11 protein-coding genes are annotated in these 15266 nt (G+C 73.6%); 8 read left to right on the top strand and 3 right to left on the bottom strand.

Annotation, left to right across the window (positions count from 1 at the left end):
- Positions 1-21 precede the first annotated feature (21 nt).
- The 3 genes from KPF47_RS16340 to KPF47_RS16350 form a co-directional block, all read right to left on the bottom strand.
- The gene (locus KPF47_RS16340) at positions 22-1395 is read right to left on the bottom strand and encodes an L-serine ammonia-lyase (protein ID WP_224389623.1); all 1374 of its coding nucleotides are present in this window, start codon (positions 1393-1395) and stop codon (positions 22-24) included.
- 59 nt (positions 1396-1454) lie between these two features.
- Positions 1455-2927 (bottom strand): MFS transporter, encoded by a 1473-nt coding sequence (locus KPF47_RS16345; protein ID WP_224389624.1) that lies wholly within the window; start codon positions 2925-2927, stop codon positions 1455-1457.
- 161 nt (positions 2928-3088) lie between these two features.
- Positions 3089-4321, bottom strand: coding sequence for an IS110 family transposase (locus tag KPF47_RS16350; RefSeq protein WP_224386690.1), 1233 nt, complete (start codon positions 4319-4321; stop codon positions 3089-3091).
- 385 nt (positions 4322-4706) lie between these two features.
- Here KPF47_RS16350 and KPF47_RS16355 point away from each other — a divergent pair, with 385 nt between their 5' ends.
- The 8 genes from KPF47_RS16355 (at position 4707) to KPF47_RS16390 (ending at position 15232) form a co-directional block, all read left to right on the top strand.
- Positions 4707-5060, top strand: coding sequence for a bifunctional 3-phenylpropionate/cinnamic acid dioxygenase ferredoxin subunit (locus KPF47_RS16355; RefSeq protein WP_224389625.1), 354 nt, complete (start codon positions 4707-4709; stop codon positions 5058-5060).
- A complete protein-coding gene (locus tag KPF47_RS16360; RefSeq protein WP_308015407.1) occupies positions 5060-6262 on the top strand; it encodes an FAD-dependent oxidoreductase in 1203 nt (400 codons plus the stop codon). The genes KPF47_RS16355 and KPF47_RS16360 overlap by 1 nt, the downstream gene beginning before the upstream one ends.
- Before the next feature lie 136 nt (positions 6263-6398).
- Complete coding sequence (gene glyA / locus KPF47_RS16365) at positions 6399-7703, top strand: serine hydroxymethyltransferase (RefSeq protein ID WP_224389626.1); 1305 nt, start codon at positions 6399-6401, stop codon at positions 7701-7703.
- On the top strand, positions 7700-8971 hold the full coding sequence (locus KPF47_RS16370) for a sarcosine oxidase subunit beta family protein (protein WP_224389627.1): 1272 nt from the start codon (positions 7700-7702) through the stop codon (positions 8969-8971). Before glyA ends, KPF47_RS16370 begins: the two co-directional genes overlap by 4 nt.
- Positions 8972-8988: 17 nt before the next feature.
- Positions 8989-9279 (top strand): sarcosine oxidase subunit delta, encoded by a 291-nt coding sequence (locus KPF47_RS16375; RefSeq protein ID WP_224389628.1) that lies wholly within the window; start codon positions 8989-8991, stop codon positions 9277-9279.
- Complete coding sequence (locus tag KPF47_RS16380) at positions 9276-12062, top strand: 2Fe-2S iron-sulfur cluster-binding protein (protein ID WP_224389629.1); 2787 nt, start codon at positions 9276-9278, stop codon at positions 12060-12062. Before KPF47_RS16375 ends, KPF47_RS16380 begins: the two co-directional genes overlap by 4 nt.
- Positions 12052-12696: a sarcosine oxidase subunit gamma gene (locus KPF47_RS16385; RefSeq protein WP_224389630.1), complete on the top strand. Its 645-nt coding sequence runs from the start codon at positions 12052-12054 to the stop codon at positions 12694-12696. Before KPF47_RS16380 ends, KPF47_RS16385 begins: the two co-directional genes overlap by 11 nt.
- Positions 12697-12727: 31 nt before the next feature.
- Positions 12728-15232: an FAD-dependent oxidoreductase gene (locus KPF47_RS16390; protein WP_224389631.1), complete on the top strand. Its 2505-nt coding sequence runs from the start codon at positions 12728-12730 to the stop codon at positions 15230-15232.
- Positions 15233-15266: the final 34 nt, after the last annotated feature.

Raw genomic sequence — 15266 nt, forward strand, 5'->3', positions numbered from 1 at the left:
CCCGGTCCGTCCGGGCACGGCTCAGCACTCGACGATGTTCAGCGCGAGACCACCGCGGGAGGTCTCCTTGTACTCGTCCTTCATGTCCGCGCCCGTCTCCCGCATCGTCGTGATGGCCTTGTCCAGCGAGACGTGGTGCGTCCCGTCGCCGTGCGCCGACATCCGCGCCGCGGTGATGGCCTTGATCGAGGCGACCGCGTTGCGCTCGATGCAGGGGATCTGCACGAGCCCGCCGATCGGGTCGCAGGTCAGCCCGAGATTGTGCTCGATCCCGATCTCGGCGGCGTTCTCGACCTGCTCCGGGGTGGCGCCCATGATCTCCGCGAGCCCGGCGGCCGCCATCGCGCAGGCCGACCCGACCTCGCCCTGGCAGCCGACCTCGGCGCCGGAGATCGAGGCGTTCTCCTTGAACAGCAGGCCGACCGCGCCCGCGGTGAGCAGGAACCGGACCACCGAGTCCTCGTCGAAGCCGGGCAGGAAGCGCTCGGCGTAGTGCAGCACGGCCGGGACGATCCCGGCGGCGCCGTTGGTGGGGGCGGTGACGACCCGTCCGCCGGCGGCGTTCTCCTCGTTCACGGCCAGCGCGTAGAGGGTCACCCACTCCATCGCGTGCAGCGCGTCGGGCTCCCCGGTCGCGGACTCCAGCCGCTCGCGCAGCGCCTTCGCGCGCCGGCGCACCTCCAGCCCGCCGGGCAGGACGCCACCGGTGCGGGTGCCCCGCTCGACGCACTCCCGCATCACCGACCAGAGGTGCAGCAGCTCGCCGCGCACCACGTCCTCGGTGCGCCGGGACAGCTCGTTGGCCAGCATGACGTCGGAGATCGACAGGTCGTGGGCGCGGGTGAGAGCGAGCAGCTCGTCGCCGGTGGTGAAGGGGTACGCGACCGGGATGGCGTCCTCGACGAGGACCGGGCGGCCCGCCTCGTCGGAGTCGAGCACGAAGCCGCCGCCCACCGAGTAGTACTCGCGCTCGTCCAGGACGCCGCCGTCGGCGTCGAAGGCCTGCAGCAGCATGCCGTTAGAGTGGAAGTCGAGCCGGCGGTCGCGGTGCAGGACCACGTCGTCGTCGACGGCGAAGGCGATCTCGTGGGTCCCGCCGAGGCGGATCCGGCCCTCGGTGCGCACCCCCTCGACCATCGGGTCGGCCCCGACCGGGTCGACGAGGTGCGGCTCGTGCCCGGCGAGCCCGAGCAGGACGGCCTTCACGCTGCCGTGGCCGTGCCCGGTCGCCCTGAGGGAGCCGAACAGCTCGACCCGCACCGATGCGGTGCGCGGCAGCTCGTCCGAGGCGGCGAGCCGCGCGACGAACCGGGCCGCGGCCCGCATCGGGCCCACGGTGTGCGAGCTCGAGGGTCCGATCCCGACCGTGAACAGGTCGAACACGGAGATGCTCACGGTCGCTCCGATCCACGCCGGTCCCGGGTCATACCGGCGATGTTAGACTGATATATCAATCACGCCAAGAGGGGTTCCCGGCGAGGCCCGCGGCGGGTCAGTGTGTGGTCGTAAGGCTGCTCGAGCGGCACGCCCTCGGCCGACACCGGCGGCGGCAGGTCCGCACTGGAGGCCAGCGGCGCCGCCCCGGCCAGCGGGCGCCCCGCGGTCTCGGGCAGGAACGCCACGCCGGCCACGCCGACCAGGCCCGCGGCGACGAGGACGTACCCCGGCCAGTCGAGGTTGCCGGTGGCGGTCACGGCGGTCTCGATCAGGGTCGGTGCGGTGCCCGCGAACAGCGACACCGACAGGTTGAACACCACGCCCAGGCCGCCGTAGCGGACCATGGTGGGGAACTGTGCGGGCAGTGTCGACGGGAGCACCGCGGCGAACCCGACCAGCACCGTGCCCATCAGCAGCAGCCCGACGAGCTGGCCGGTCGTGCCGTCGCGCATCAGCCGGACCGCGGGCAGTCCGACGGCCACCAGGGCCAGGCTCGTGACCATCAGGACCGGCCTGCGGCCGACCCGGTCGCTGAGCCTGCCGATCGCGGTGATCACGCACAGCATCGCCAGCATGACCGCGACGAGCATGGCGCCGGTGGCGGCCCCGGAGGCCCCCGGCGCGCCGTGCCGGGGCAGGGTCCCGGTCAGGTAGGTGGGCATGTAGTTGGTCAGCACGTAGTTGGTGACGTTCCAGGCGACCACCAGCGCCGCGGTCACCAGCGCCGGTGCCCGGTAGCGACGGACCAGGATCTGCATCGCCCGCTTGTAGGGCATCGTCGCGAGCGCGGGGGAGCGCTCCATCAGCTGCCGGAACGCCGGGGTGTCCTCCAGGCGCATCCGCAGGTAGATGCCGGCGATGCCGAGGGGGAGGGCGAGCAGGAACGGGATCCGCCAGCCCCAGGTGAGCAGGTCCTGCTCGGGCAGCACCGCGACGAGCACACCGCAGACGCCGGCGCCGAGGGTGTAGCCGGTGATCGTGCCGAACTCCAGCCAGCTGCCGAAGAACCCACGACGGCGGTCGGGCGCGTACTCCGCGACCAGGGTCAGCGCGCCGGTGTACTCCCCGCCCGCCGAGAAGCCCTGCAGCATCCGGATGAGCAGCACCAGCAGCGGCGCGGCGATCCCCGCCGTCTCGTAGGAGGGCACGAAGCCCAGCGCGAGCGTCGCGACGGTCATCAGCAGGACGGTGAACGCGAGCACCCGGGTGCGGCCGATCCGGTCGCCTAGCGGGCCGAACACGAACCCGCCGAGCGGCCGAACGACGAACGCGGCGGCGAACGTCGCCAGCGTCAGTAGCAGCGACCACTCGCCGGCCTCGGGGAAGAGGACCCGGTTCAGCACCACCGCGGAGAGGAAGGAGAAGAGGCCGAAGTCGTACCACTCGGCGACGTTGCCCACCGAGGCCGCCGCCGCCGCCCGCCGGACCGTGCGCTCCTCCTCGACCGCGGCCGGCCCGCGGCGCCGGGGTCCGCGCGGTCCGTCGGACATGGGTCCTCCTCGCTTCGACGTGCCGACGGTGGCGTCGCGGTCCGGCCACACCACCATTCTCCGGGGCGTGGTGTCACGTGTCCACGAGTGATATATCTTTCGTCGACGTGCGGCTCGAACTGTGCCGTCGGCGGCCCGGGGGGGGTGTCTCTATGGGTTCGTCAAGCGGCGGCGAGTTCTGGATCGGGGTTGTTGACCGTGGGCGGGTTGTAGGGGCGGCGGTCGCGGAGCATGGCGTAGATGACGTCGGTGCGGCGTCGGGCGAGGCAGATCAGGGCGGCGTTGTGTCGTTTGCCGGCGGCTCGTTTGCGGTCGTAGTAGGCGCGGCTGGCGGGGTCGGCCAGGGCGGCGAATGCGGACAGGAACAGCGCGGATTTCAGGGCGTGGTTGCCGCGCTGGGATCGGGTTTCGCCTTTGATCGAGGTGCCGGAGCGGCGGGTGACTGGGGCGAGGCCGGCGTAAGCGGCGAGGTGCCCGGCGGTGGGGAACCCGGAGCCGTCGCCGACGATGGTGAGGATCTTGATGGCGGTCCTGACCCCGAGTCCGGGCATCGAGGTCAGGACCGGTCCAAGAGGGTGGGCCTCCAGGCGGGCTTCGAGCTCGTCGGCGAGCTGGTCGCGTTCGGTGTGGACCTGGCGCAGCTGCCCGGCGACGCCGGTGATGACACGGGCGAACGCGGCCGTGCCGGGAACGGTCAGGCTCTGGGCGTCGAGCGAGGTCAGGATCTGGGCGGGAAGGGTGCGGGCCAGTCGAGGCGACCGGGCCCGCATCGTCTCGGCGATCCCGTCAGCGCCGAGCTCTCGCAGGGCTTGCGGGGTGGGCGCGGCCGCGAGCAGGTCGAGCACGCCACCGCGGTCCAGGCGTGGCCCGAGCAGGCGTTCCAGGGCGGGATGAACATGCAGCAGGGCGTCGCGCAGCCGGTTCGTCAGCCGGGTGCTCTGCCCAGCCAGGTCATCGTCGTAACCGGCGAGCACAGTGAGTTCGGCGAGGGTCTCGTCGTCGGTGCCGACCCGGCGCAGGGTGTGCGGCATCGTCCGGGCGGCCTCGGCGATCACGTGGGCGTCGCGGGCGTCGGTCTTGGCCTGCCCGGGATGCAGGTCGGCGATGCGGCGCATCGCCAGCCCGGGCAGGTAGGCCACCGTGATCCCCAGATCACGAGCGACGGCGATGGCCAGCGCTCCGATCGAGGCGGGCTGGTCGATGACCATCAGCACCGCGCCGTGCTCGGCCAGCCCGGACAGCACGGTGCGCAGCGCCGATTCGTCGTTGGGCAGGGCCTTGTCGTGCACCCGCTTCCCGTTGGTGTCGACCGCGCAGGCGTGGTGTTCGGACTTGCCCACGTCCAGGCCGCAGAACACCGCGAACCCGGTCGGGTGCTGGTCAGGATCGGGCAACCGCCGCTCCCTTCTCGTCGCGGCAGGCCGACCACGAGCACCCGCGCCGGCAGCCACGTTGCGAGCAGACCACACGGGTCAGGTCTCTATCAGCGGTCGTTGGCGCCCTCCGGCCACGGCGACAACACCCCCCAGATCATCGGGCGACAGGGGCAGTCAGTCATACCGCGGCCGGCGGCCTGCAAGCCCTCAGCGGGCTTGATCAAGAAGGTAACGGGGGGGGTCGTCCGGTCACAGGGGACAGGCACTCACATTTCCACGTCGTCACACCGTCGGACCCTCCGTGTTCCCCGCGAAATCGCTCGTTGACGGCTGCGACCTGCGGCCTCACCATACGGTTGCGCATGGCATGGCGAGTTTCGCGATAGGCAACAGTGGAGGAACCATGATCTTCGTGGGCGAGCTGTCCGACATCCCCGTCGGGGAGTCCGTTCGTGTCCGGGGGACGGTGGCCATCGCCGTCTTCAACGTCGACGGCGACCTGTACGCCATCGACGACACCTGCACCCACCAGGACGCCTCGCTGTCCGACGGATGGCTCGAGGACTGTGCGGTGGAGTGCCCGCTGCACGCGGCCTGCTTCGACCTGCGGACCGGGATGCCGAGCGGACCGCCCGCGAAGACCCCCGTCCGCACCCATCAGGTGGTGATCGCCGACGGCGTGGTCCACGTCGTCGAGTCGGTCCCCGCCCCCGGTGCCGCGACCGGCGCCCGCCGGGGCGTACAGGCCGGCACCTGATGCGCGACGTCACGGTCGTCGGCGCCTCGCTCGCCGGCCTCGCCACGGCGCGTGCCCTGCGCGCCCAGGGCTTCACCGGGACGATCACGGTCGTCGGCGACGAGGAGCACGCCCCCTACGACCGCCCTCCGCTGTCCAAGGAGTTCCTCGCCGGGAGCTCCGACGAGGACGCCATCGCCCTGACCGAGGACGACGACGCCGCGCTCGACGTCGAGTGGCGCCTCGGTCGCACCGCACTCGCCCTCGACGGCCCGACCCGGGCCGTGACCCTCGACGACGGCTCGATCCTCCCGGCCGACGCCGTCGTCCTCGCGACGGGCGCCCGCGCCCGGAACCTGCCGGGCGAGCTGCCCGGCGGGGTGCACACCCTGCGCACCCTCGACGACGCCCGGGCCCTGCGCGCGGACCTCGTCCCGGGCCGGCGGCTGGTGGTGGTCGGCGCCGGGTTCGTCGGGGCCGAGGTCGCCTCGACCGCGCACGGCTTCGGTCTGGACGTCACGATCGTCGAGGCCGCCCCGGTGCCGCTGCAGCGGGCCCTCGGGCCCGAGATGGGCACCGCCTGCGGTCACCTGCACGCCGCCGCCGGGGTGCCGCTGCACCTCGGGACGGGAGTGGCCCGGCTCGTCGGCTCGCCCCGGATCACCGGGGTCGAGCTCACCGACGGCCGCGAGCTGTCCGCCGACGTCGTCGTGGTCGGGATCGGCGCGATCCCGAACGTCGAGTGGCTGGAGGGCTCCGGCCTCGACCTCGACGACGGCGTCGTCACCGACGCCGCGGGCCGCACCAACCTGCCCGGGGTCGTGGCGGTCGGGGACTGTGCCAGCACCCATCGCGACTACACCGGCTCCCGGCTGCGCCTGGAGCACTGGACCAACGCGCTGCAGCAGCCGGCCGCCGCGGCCGCGGCGCTGCTCGGGACCGAGCACTCGCTGCCGGCCCACCACGCGGTGCCCTACTTCTGGTCCGACCAGTACGGCCACAGCATCCAGTTCGCGGGACACCGGGCCGCGGACGGCTCGGTCCGCATCGACGACGGCGTCCCCGGGCCGGCGACGGGTTCCTCGCCGTGTTCCTCGACGCCGCGGGGGAGGCCGTCGGCGTGCTCGGCGTCGACCGTCCCCGGCCCTTCGGGCGGATGCGCCGGGAGCTGGCGAAACGTCTCCACTGACCCGATACGTCACCTGCGGCGCAGGTCCGCGTGAGGACCTGCGCCGCAGGCGTGTCCGGGGGCGGTCGCACGGACCGTGACCAGCTTCTTGACCTGCCGGAAGCGCCGTGCGACGCTGTTTGCAGACAGGTGATATATCAGTCTCCTGAGGATGATATCTGGAGGTGCCCATGACGACGTCCACCGTGGATCGGGGTCCGTCGAACGGTGCGACGAGGGTCCTCGACGGGACGCTGCGCGACGTGGACCCGGAGGTGCACGCGGCCGTCGCCGCCGAGCTGGGCCGCCAGCGCGGCACCCTGGAGATGATCGCCAGCGAGAACGTCGCCCCGCTGGCCGTCCTGCAGGCGCAGGGCTCGGTGCTCACCAACAAGTACGCCGAGGGCTACCCCGGCCGCCGCTACTACGGCGGCTGCGAGCACGTCGACGTCGTCGAGCAGCTCGCCATCGACCGGGTGAAGGCGCTGTTCGGCGCCGACCACGCCAACGTCCAGCCGCACTCCGGCGCCCAGGCCAACGCCGCCGCCATGGCCGCGCTGCTCGACCCGGGCGACACCATCCTGGGCCTCGACCTGGCCCACGGCGGGCATCTCACCCACGGCATGCGGCTCAACTTCTCCGGCCGGCTCTACGACGTCGCCGCCTACCACGTCCGCGCCGAGGACCACCGCGTCGACATGGCCGAGGTGGAGCGCCTGGCCCACGAGCGCCGCCCGAAGCTGATCATCGCCGGGTGGTCGGCCTACCCGCGGCAGCTCGACTTCGCCGCGTTCCGGCGGATCGCCGACGCGGTCGGTGCCCGCCTGATGGTCGACATGGCGCACTTCGCCGGCCTCGTCGCGGCCGGGCTGCACCCGTCGCCGGTGCCCCACGCCGACATCGTCACCAGCACCACGCACAAGACCCTCGGCGGCCCGCGCGGCGGCATCATCCTGGCCCGGGCCGAGCTCGCGAAGAAGCTCGACTCGCAGGTCTTCCCCGGTCAGCAGGGCGGCCCGCTGGAGCACGTGATCGCGGCCAAGGCCGTCGCGTTCAAGCTCGCCGCCGAGCCCGCGTTCGCCGAGCGCCAGCAGCGCACCCTGGAAGGTGCCCGGATCGTCGCCGAGCGGCTGGTGGCCGAGCCCGGTATCGGCGTGGTCTCCGGCGGCACCGACGTCCACCTGGTCCTGGTCGACCTGCGCGACTCCGAGCTCGACGGCAGGCAGGCCGAGGACCGGCTGCACCGGGTCGGCATCACCGTCAACCGCAACGCCGTCCCGTTCGACCCGCGCCCGCCGATGGTGAGTTCCGGGGTCCGGATCGGCACCCCCGCACTGGCCGCCCGCGGCTTCGGCGCCGAGGACTTCACCGAGGCCGCCGACGTCATCGCCCGCGCCCTGCGCCCCGCCGCGGGCGACGCCGAGCTCGACGAGCCGGCCACCCGCGTCACCGCCCTCGCCGACCGCCACCCCCTCTACCCGGAGCTGACGGCATGAGCACCGAGCACACCGGCACCGGGAACGCGCCCCCCGGGGCCCACCTGCCCGAGCACCCCGACGCCCTGTGGCGCAACCCCGAGCCGAAGCGCTCCTACGACGTGGTCATCGTCGGCGGCGGCGGGCACGGCCTGGCCACCGCCCACTACCTGGTCAAGAACCACGGCATCACTAACGTCGCGGTGCTGGAGAAGGGGTGGCTGGCCGGCGGCAACATGGCCCGCAACACCACTCTCATCCGCTCGAACTACCTCCTGGACGAGTCGGCCTTCGTCTACGAGCACGCCCTGAAGCTGTGGGAGGGGCTGGAGGAGGACCTCGGCTACCCGATCCTGTTCTCCCAGCGCGGCGTGCTGAACCTCGCCCACACCGAGCAGGACGTGCGCGACTCGGTCCGCCGGGTCGAGGCGAACAAGCTCAACGGGATCGACGCCGAGTACCTCGGCCCCGACGACGTCGCGAAGATCTGCCCGATCGTCAACGTCTCGCACGACATCCGCTACCCGGTGCTCGGCGCGACCTACCAGCCCCGGGCCGGCATCGCCAAGCACGACTGCGTGGCCTGGGGCTTCGCCCGCCGCGCCGACTCCGCCGGGGTGGATCTCATCCAGGACTGCGAGGTGCTGGACTTCGTCACCGAGGGCTCCGTCGAGGACGGCACGGCCCGGGTCACCGGGATCCGGACCAGCCGGGGCGACATCGCCTGCGGGCAGGTCGCGCTCTGCGCGGCCGGGCACACCTCGACCCTGCTCGACCGGCTCGGCGTCGCCACCCCGCTGCAGTCGCACCCGCTGCAGGCGCTGGTGTCCGAGCTGCTGGAGCCGGTGCACCCGACGATCGTCATGTCGAACGCGGTGCACGTCTACGTCTCCCAGGCGCACAAGGGTGAGCTCGTGATGGGCGCCGGCGTCGACTCCTACAACGGCTACGGCCAGCGCGGCGCCTTCCACGTCATCGAGCGGCAGATGGCCGCCGCGGTCGAGCTGTTCCCGGTGTTCGCCCGGGCGCACCTGCTGCGCAGCTGGGCGGGCATCGTCGACGTCACCCCGGACGCGTCGCCGATCGTGGGCCGCACCCCGTACGCGAACGTGCTGGTCAACTCCGGTTGGGGGACCGGCGGGTTCAAGGTGACCCCCGGGCTGGGCTGGTGCCTGGCCCACACCATCGCCACCGGCGAGCTGCACCCGCACATCGCCCCGTTCTCCCTCGACCGGTTCGTCACCGGCGCGCTCGTCGACGAGCACGGCGCCGCCGGCGTCGCCCACTGACCTCAGGAGCCACCACCGTGCAACTCATCGACTGCCCCTGGTGCGGCCCCCGCGAGGAGGTCGAGTTCCACTACGGCGGACAGGCCCATGTCGCGTACCCGGCCGCACCGGCCGAGCTCGACGACGAGAAGTGGGCGCACTACGTGTTCTTCCGGGACAACCCGAAAGGGCCGTTCGCGGAGCGCTGGAGCCACTCCGCGGGCTGCCGCCGCTGGTTCCACGCCGTCCGCGACACCCACACCTACCGGTTCCTCGCCGTCCACCCGATGGGCGCGGCCCGGCCGCAGGTCCCGGGGGCCCGGGCATGAGCCGCGTCGAGGGGTACGGGCGCATCGACCGGACCCGCACCCTGACCTTCGTCTTCGACGGTGAGCACTACTCCGGGCACCCGGGCGACACGCTGGCCTCGGCGCTGCTCGCGCACGGGGTGACCGTGCTGGGCGGCTCGGTCAAGCTCGGCCGCCCGCGCGGCATCGGCGGGGCCTGGACCGAGGACCCGGTCGGCCTCGTGCAGATCGAGGAGCCCTTCCCCGAGCCGATGCTGCAGGCCGCCACCGTCGAGCTGTACGACGGCCTGGTCGCCCGCGGCCTGAACGGGCAGGGCCGGCTGGCGACCGTGCCCGACACCGCGCGGTACGACCGCCGCCACGCCCACTGCGACACCGTGGTGATCGGCGCCGGCCCGGCCGGGCTGCTCGCCGCGCGCACCGCGGCCCGCCGCGGCGACCGCGTGGTGCTCGTCGACGACCGTCCGGAGGCCGGCGGCTCCCTGGTCCCGGCCGACCGGATCGACGGCCGCGCCGCGCACCGCTGGGTCGCCGACGTGGTCGCCGAGCTGGCCGCGAACCCCGAGGTCCTGCACCTGCAGCGCACCACGGCCTTCGGCCACTACGACGACGGCTTCGTCCTCGCCCTGGAGCGGCGCACCGACCACCTCGGCGCCGCCGCGCCGCAGCACCGGTCCCGCCGGCGGGTGCACCGCATCCGCGCCGGGAGGGTCGTCGTCGCGGCGGGCGCGATCGAGCGCCCCGTCGTGTTCGCCGACAACGACCGGCCGGGTGTCATGCTCGCCTCCGCGGCGCGCGAGTACCTGCACCGCTACGGCGTGCTCGCCGGCCGCGAGGTCGTCGTGTTCACCACCGACGACGCCGCCTACCTCGCCGCCGCCGACCTGGCCGGTGCCGGGGCACGCGTCACCCTCGTCGACGCCCGCGCCGAGCTGCCCGCCGAGCGCGCGCGGGAGTGCGCCGAGGCCGGGGTGACCCTGCGCGCCGGGGCCACCGTCGTCGGCTCCGACGGCGACGACGCGGGCCGGGTGTCCGCCGCGCACCTCGCGACCGGCGACGGCACCGAGGTGCTGGCGTGCGACCTGCTGCTGGTCTCCGGCGGCTGGACGCCGACCGCCCACCTGTTCAGCCACGTCCGCGGACAGCTCGTCTTCGACGCCGGCCTGGGCGCGTTCCGGCCCGGTGCCGCGGTCGCGGGCACCGAGGTGATCGGCGCCGCCAACGGCACCCTCGACCTGGCCGGCTGCCTGGTCGACGGCGCGGGCGGCGACGCCCCGGGCTCGGCACCCGAGCCGGCGCGCACCCCCGGTCTGGTGCTGTGGCGCACCGCGGGCGACTCCACCCGCCAGTTCGTCGACATCGCGCGCGACGCGACGGTGGCTGACATCGAGCGGGCCGTCGGCGCCGGGCTGCGCTCGGTGGAGCACGTGAAGCGCTACACCACCATCGGCACCGCCCACGACCAGGGCAAGACCTCCGGCACCCTCGCCTCCGGGATCACCGCGGAGCTGCTGGGCCGCCCGGCGGGCGACCTCGGGACCACCACGTTCCGCCCGCCCTACACCCCGGTGTCGTTCGCCGCGCTCGCCGGCCGCGAGCGCGGGCAGCTGTTCGACCCGGTCCGCACCACCGCGGTGCACCCGTGGCACGTCGCCCACGGCGCGGTGTTCGAGGACGTCGGCCAGTGGAAGCGGCCGCGCCACTACCCGCGGGCCGGGGAGGACAGGGACGCCGCGGTGCTGCGCGAGTGCGCCGCGGCCCGCCGCGACGTCGCGATCATGGACGGCTCCACCCTGGGCAAGATCGACGTCCAGGGGCCGGACGCGGGGGCGTTCCTCGACCTCGTCTACACGAACCTGATGAGCAGCCTGAAGGTCGGCCGCGTCCGCTACGGCGTGATGTGCGGCAACGACGGCATGGTCGTCGACGACGGCACCGTGCTGCGCATCGCCGAGGACCGGTTCCTGCTCACCACGACCACCGGCGGTGCCGCGCCGGTACTGGACCACCTGGAGGACTGGCGCCAGACCGAGGTGCCGCACCTGGCCGTCAACCTGACCTCGGTCACCGAGCACTGGGCGGTGTTCCCGGTCGTCGGGCCCCGCTCGCGCGACGTGGTCGCCGCGGTCTTCCCCGGCGTCGACGCCTCCGCCGCGGCGTTCGAGTTCATGAGCTGGCGCGACACCGAGCTCGGCGGGGTGCCGGTCCGGCTGGCCCGGATCTCCTTCTCCGGCGAGCTGGCCTTCGAGGTCCACGTCGACGCCCGGTACGGCCTGGCCGTCTGGGAGCGGCTGGTCGCGGCCGGCGGGCCGTACGGGATCACCCCCTACGGCACCGAGACGATGCACGTCCTGCGCGCCGAGAAGGGCTACCCGATCATCGGGCAGGACACCGACGGCACCGTCTCCCCGCACGACCTGGGGATGAGCTGGGCGGTGTCGAAGAAGAAGGTCGACTTCGTCGGCAAGCGCTCCTTCGCCCGCCCGCTGAACTCCGACCCGCTGCGCAAGCACCTGGTCGGGCTGCTGCCGACCGACCGCAGCACCCGGCTGCCGGAGGGCGCGCAGATCGTCGAGTTCTCGCCCGACGGCACCCTGCCCCCGCCGCCGGTCCCGATGCTCGGCCACGTCACCTCCAGCTACCTGTCCGCGGAGCTGGCGCGGCCCTTCGCCCTGGCCCTGCTCCGGGGCGGCCGCGACCGCATCGGTGACGTCGTGCACGTCCCGCACCAGGGGGCACTGGTGCCGGTCGAGGTCACCGGACCCGTCCTCGTCGACCCGGAAGGAGCCCGCCGTGACGGCTGAGCTCGCCACCACGCACCCGCTCGACGCCTACGCCACGGCACTGACCGGGCTCGCCCGGGACACCGACGGCGGCCTCTCGGTCGAGGTCCTGCCGACCGCGCAGTCGGTGACCCTGCGGCTCGACCCGGCGGGCCCGGCCCGTGCCGGTGTCGACGCCGCGCTCGGCACCGCGCTGCCGACAGGTGCGAACACCTGGGGCGCCGCGGGTGACGGCGAGGTCGTCTGGCTCGGCCCCGACGAGTGGCTGGTCACCAGCCGCTCCGCGAACGCCGCGGTCTCCGAGGCGGCGCTGCGCGCGCTCGTCGCCGGGGAGGCGGGCGGCGCCGCCGTCGACACCTCCGCCCAGCGGGTCGTGCTGCGGATCGGCGGGCGCCTGACCCGCGAGCTGCTGTCCTTCGGCTGCTCGCTGGACCTGCACCCGCGCTCGTTCCCAGCCGGACGCAGCGCCCAGACGCTGCTCGGCGGGGCCGGGGTGATCCTCCTGGCCCGTGACGCCGACGCCGACGCCGACGGGGGAGCGGTCCTCGACGTGCACGTCCGCAGCTCGTTCGCCGGCCACCTCGCCGACTGGCTGCTCGACGCGGCCCAGGAGTTCCGCGACGACCCCGCCGCCGCACCGGCCCTCGCCGGCTGACCGCCCGACGATCACCGAGAAGGAGACCACCATGACCCCCCGTGTCGTCATCATCGGAGCCGGGATCGTCGGGGCGAACCTGGCCGACGAGCTCACCACCCGCGGCTGGACCGACGTCACCGTCCTGGACCAGGGGCCGCTGCCGCTGACCGGCGGTTCCACCTCGCACGCCCCCGGCCTGGTCTTCCAGACCACCGGCTCGAGGACCATGACCGCGTTCGCCACCTACACCGTCGAGAAGCTCCGGACCCTCGACGTCGACGGGCGGGGCTGCTTCGACCAGGTCGGCGGCCTGGAGGTCGCGACCACCCCGGAGCGGCTCGCCGACCTGCACCGCAAGCAGGGCTGGGCCGTCTCGCGCGGGGTGCCGGCCTCGGTCGTCGACGCCGCCGAGTGCGCCCGTCTGCACCCGCTGCTCGACGCCGACCGGGTCCTCGGCGGCCTGCACACCCCGACCGACGGCCTGGCCGGGGCCGCCCGTGCGGTCGTCGCGCTGGCCCGACGCGCCGGGTCCCGCGGCGCGGTCTTCCGCGGCTCGGTGCGCGTCACCGGCATCGCACGGTCCGGCGGCCGGGTCACCGGCGTCGAGACCGCCGACGGCGAGACCGTCCCCGCCGACATCGTGGTGTCCTGCGCCGGGTTCTGGGGTCGTGAGCTGGGCGCGCTCGTCGGCATGCGGGTGCCGCTGCTGCCGCTGGCCCACCAGTACGCCCGCACCACCCCGGTCGAGCAGCTCGTCGGGCGCGCCGGCGCCGATGCGCGCCCCGCCGGGGCCCGGCACGGTGACCTCGTCGAGGCGTGGATGCCGATCCTGCGCCACCAGGACGCCGACCTCTACTACCGGCAGCACCACGACCGCATCGGCATCGGCTCCTACGCCCACCGCCCGATGCCGGTGTCGATCTCCGAGCTGCCCGGGGTCGGCGACGACGAGGTCGGCGAGCGCACCCAGCCCTCGATGCTGCCCTTCACCTCCGAGGACTTCGCACCGCAGTGGGAGCAGAGCCGGCAGCTGCTGCCCGGCCTGCAGCGCTCGACGATCGAGCACGGCTTCAACGGGGTCTTCTCCTTCACCCCCGACGGCGGCCCGCTGATCGGCGAGTCCGCCGACGTCGCCGGCTTCTGGATCGCCGAGGCCGTGTGGGTCACCCACTCCTCGGGCGTCGCCCGCTCGGTCGCGCAGCTGCTCGTCGAGGGCCGCAGCGAGCTGGACCTGCACGGCTGCGACGTGCACCGCTTCGACGACGTCGAGACCACCGACGCCTACGTCGACGAGACCTCCCAGCAGAACTTCGTGGAGATCTACGACGTGCTGCACCCGCTGCAGCCCAAGCTGTCCCCCCGGAACCTGCGGACCAGCCCGTTCGTCGACCGCCAGCGCGAGCTCGGGGCGTTCTTCCTGGAGTCGCACGCCTGGGAGCGCCCGCACTGGTACGAGGCCAACGCCGCGCTGGTGGAGGACCTGCCCCCGCAGTGGCGCGACCCGTCCCGCGACGCCTGGTCGGCGATGTTCCACTCGCCGGTCGTCGCGGTCGAGGCGTGGCGGACCCGCACCGCGGTCGCGATGTACGACATGACCCCGCTGACGCGCCTGGAGGTGTCCGGGCCGGGGGCGTGCGCGTTCCTGGACGGCCTGACCACCAGCACGATGGACAAGTCCGTCGGTGCCGTCACCTACACCCTGATGCTCGACGAGGCAGGTGGTGTCCGCAGCGACCTCACCGTCGCCCGGCTGGGCGAGCAGCGGTTCCAGGTCGGCGCGAACTCCCACCTCGACCTCGACCACCTGCGCCGTGCGCTGCCCGACGACCACTCGGTGGTCCTGCGCGACGTCACCGGCGGCACCTGCTGCATCGGCGTCTGGGGCCCGCTGGCCCGCGAGCTGGTCCAGCCGCTGTCGCGCGACGACTTCTCCCACCAGGGACTGAAGTACTTCCGGGCGATGTCCACGCACATCGCGGGGATCCCGGTGACCGCGATGCGGCTGTCCTACGTGGGCGAGCTCGGCTGGGAGATCTACACCGGCGCCGAGTACGGCCGGAAGCTGTGGGACGTGCTGTACGAGGCCGGCCGCCCGCTCGGCGTCGTCGCGGCCGGGCGCGCGGCGTTCAACAGCCTGCGACTGGAGAAGGGCTACCGCTCCTGGGGCGCGGACATGTCCACCGAGCACAACCCCTACGAGGCAGGCCTGGGCTTCGCCGTCCGCCCGCACACCACGGGCGACTTCGTCGGCCGCGCGGCCGTCGAGAAGATCGACCCGGACGCCGTCACCCGCAGGCTGACCTGCCTCACGGTCGACGACCGCCGCAGCGTGGTCCTCGGTCAGGAGGCCGTGCTCGTCGACGGCGAGCCCGCCGGTCACGTCACCTCCGCCGCGTACGGTCATACCCTGGGCACCCCGGTCGCCTACGCCTGGCTGCCCGCCGGGCTGCCGGTCGGGGCGACGGTCGAGATCCAGTACTTCGACCGCCGCATCCGCGCCTCGGTCGCGGCCGAGCCACTGTTCGACCCGGACATGAGCCGCATCCGGCGCTGACCCGGCCGGGCGGGGCGACGCGACCCGCCGCCCC

It is taken from the genome of Pseudonocardia sp. ICBG1293 (assembly GCF_020131355.1).
Taxonomy (GTDB): domain Bacteria; phylum Actinomycetota; class Actinomycetes; order Mycobacteriales; family Pseudonocardiaceae; genus Pseudonocardia.

What these genes read in the sequence shown, in the direction of transcription:
- KPF47_RS16345 (WP_224389624.1), bottom strand. Translation starts at nt 2,927, where the DNA reads ATGTCCGACGGACCGCGCGGACCCCGGCGCCGCGGGCCGGCCGCGGTC.
- KPF47_RS16355 (WP_224389625.1), top strand. Translation starts at nt 4,707, where the DNA reads ATGATCTTCGTGGGCGAGCTGTCCGACATCCCCGTCGGGGAGTCCGTT.
- KPF47_RS16360 (WP_308015407.1), top strand. Translation starts at nt 5,060, where the DNA reads ATGCGCGACGTCACGGTCGTCGGCGCCTCGCTCGCCGGCCTCGCCACG.
- glyA (WP_224389626.1), top strand. Translation starts at nt 6,399, where the DNA reads ATGACGACGTCCACCGTGGATCGGGGTCCGTCGAACGGTGCGACGAGG.
- KPF47_RS16370 (WP_224389627.1), top strand. Translation starts at nt 7,700, where the DNA reads ATGAGCACCGAGCACACCGGCACCGGGAACGCGCCCCCCGGGGCCCAC.
- KPF47_RS16380 (WP_224389629.1), top strand. Translation starts at nt 9,276, where the DNA reads ATGAGCCGCGTCGAGGGGTACGGGCGCATCGACCGGACCCGCACCCTG.
- KPF47_RS16390 (WP_224389631.1), top strand. Translation starts at nt 12,728, where the DNA reads ATGACCCCCCGTGTCGTCATCATCGGAGCCGGGATCGTCGGGGCGAAC.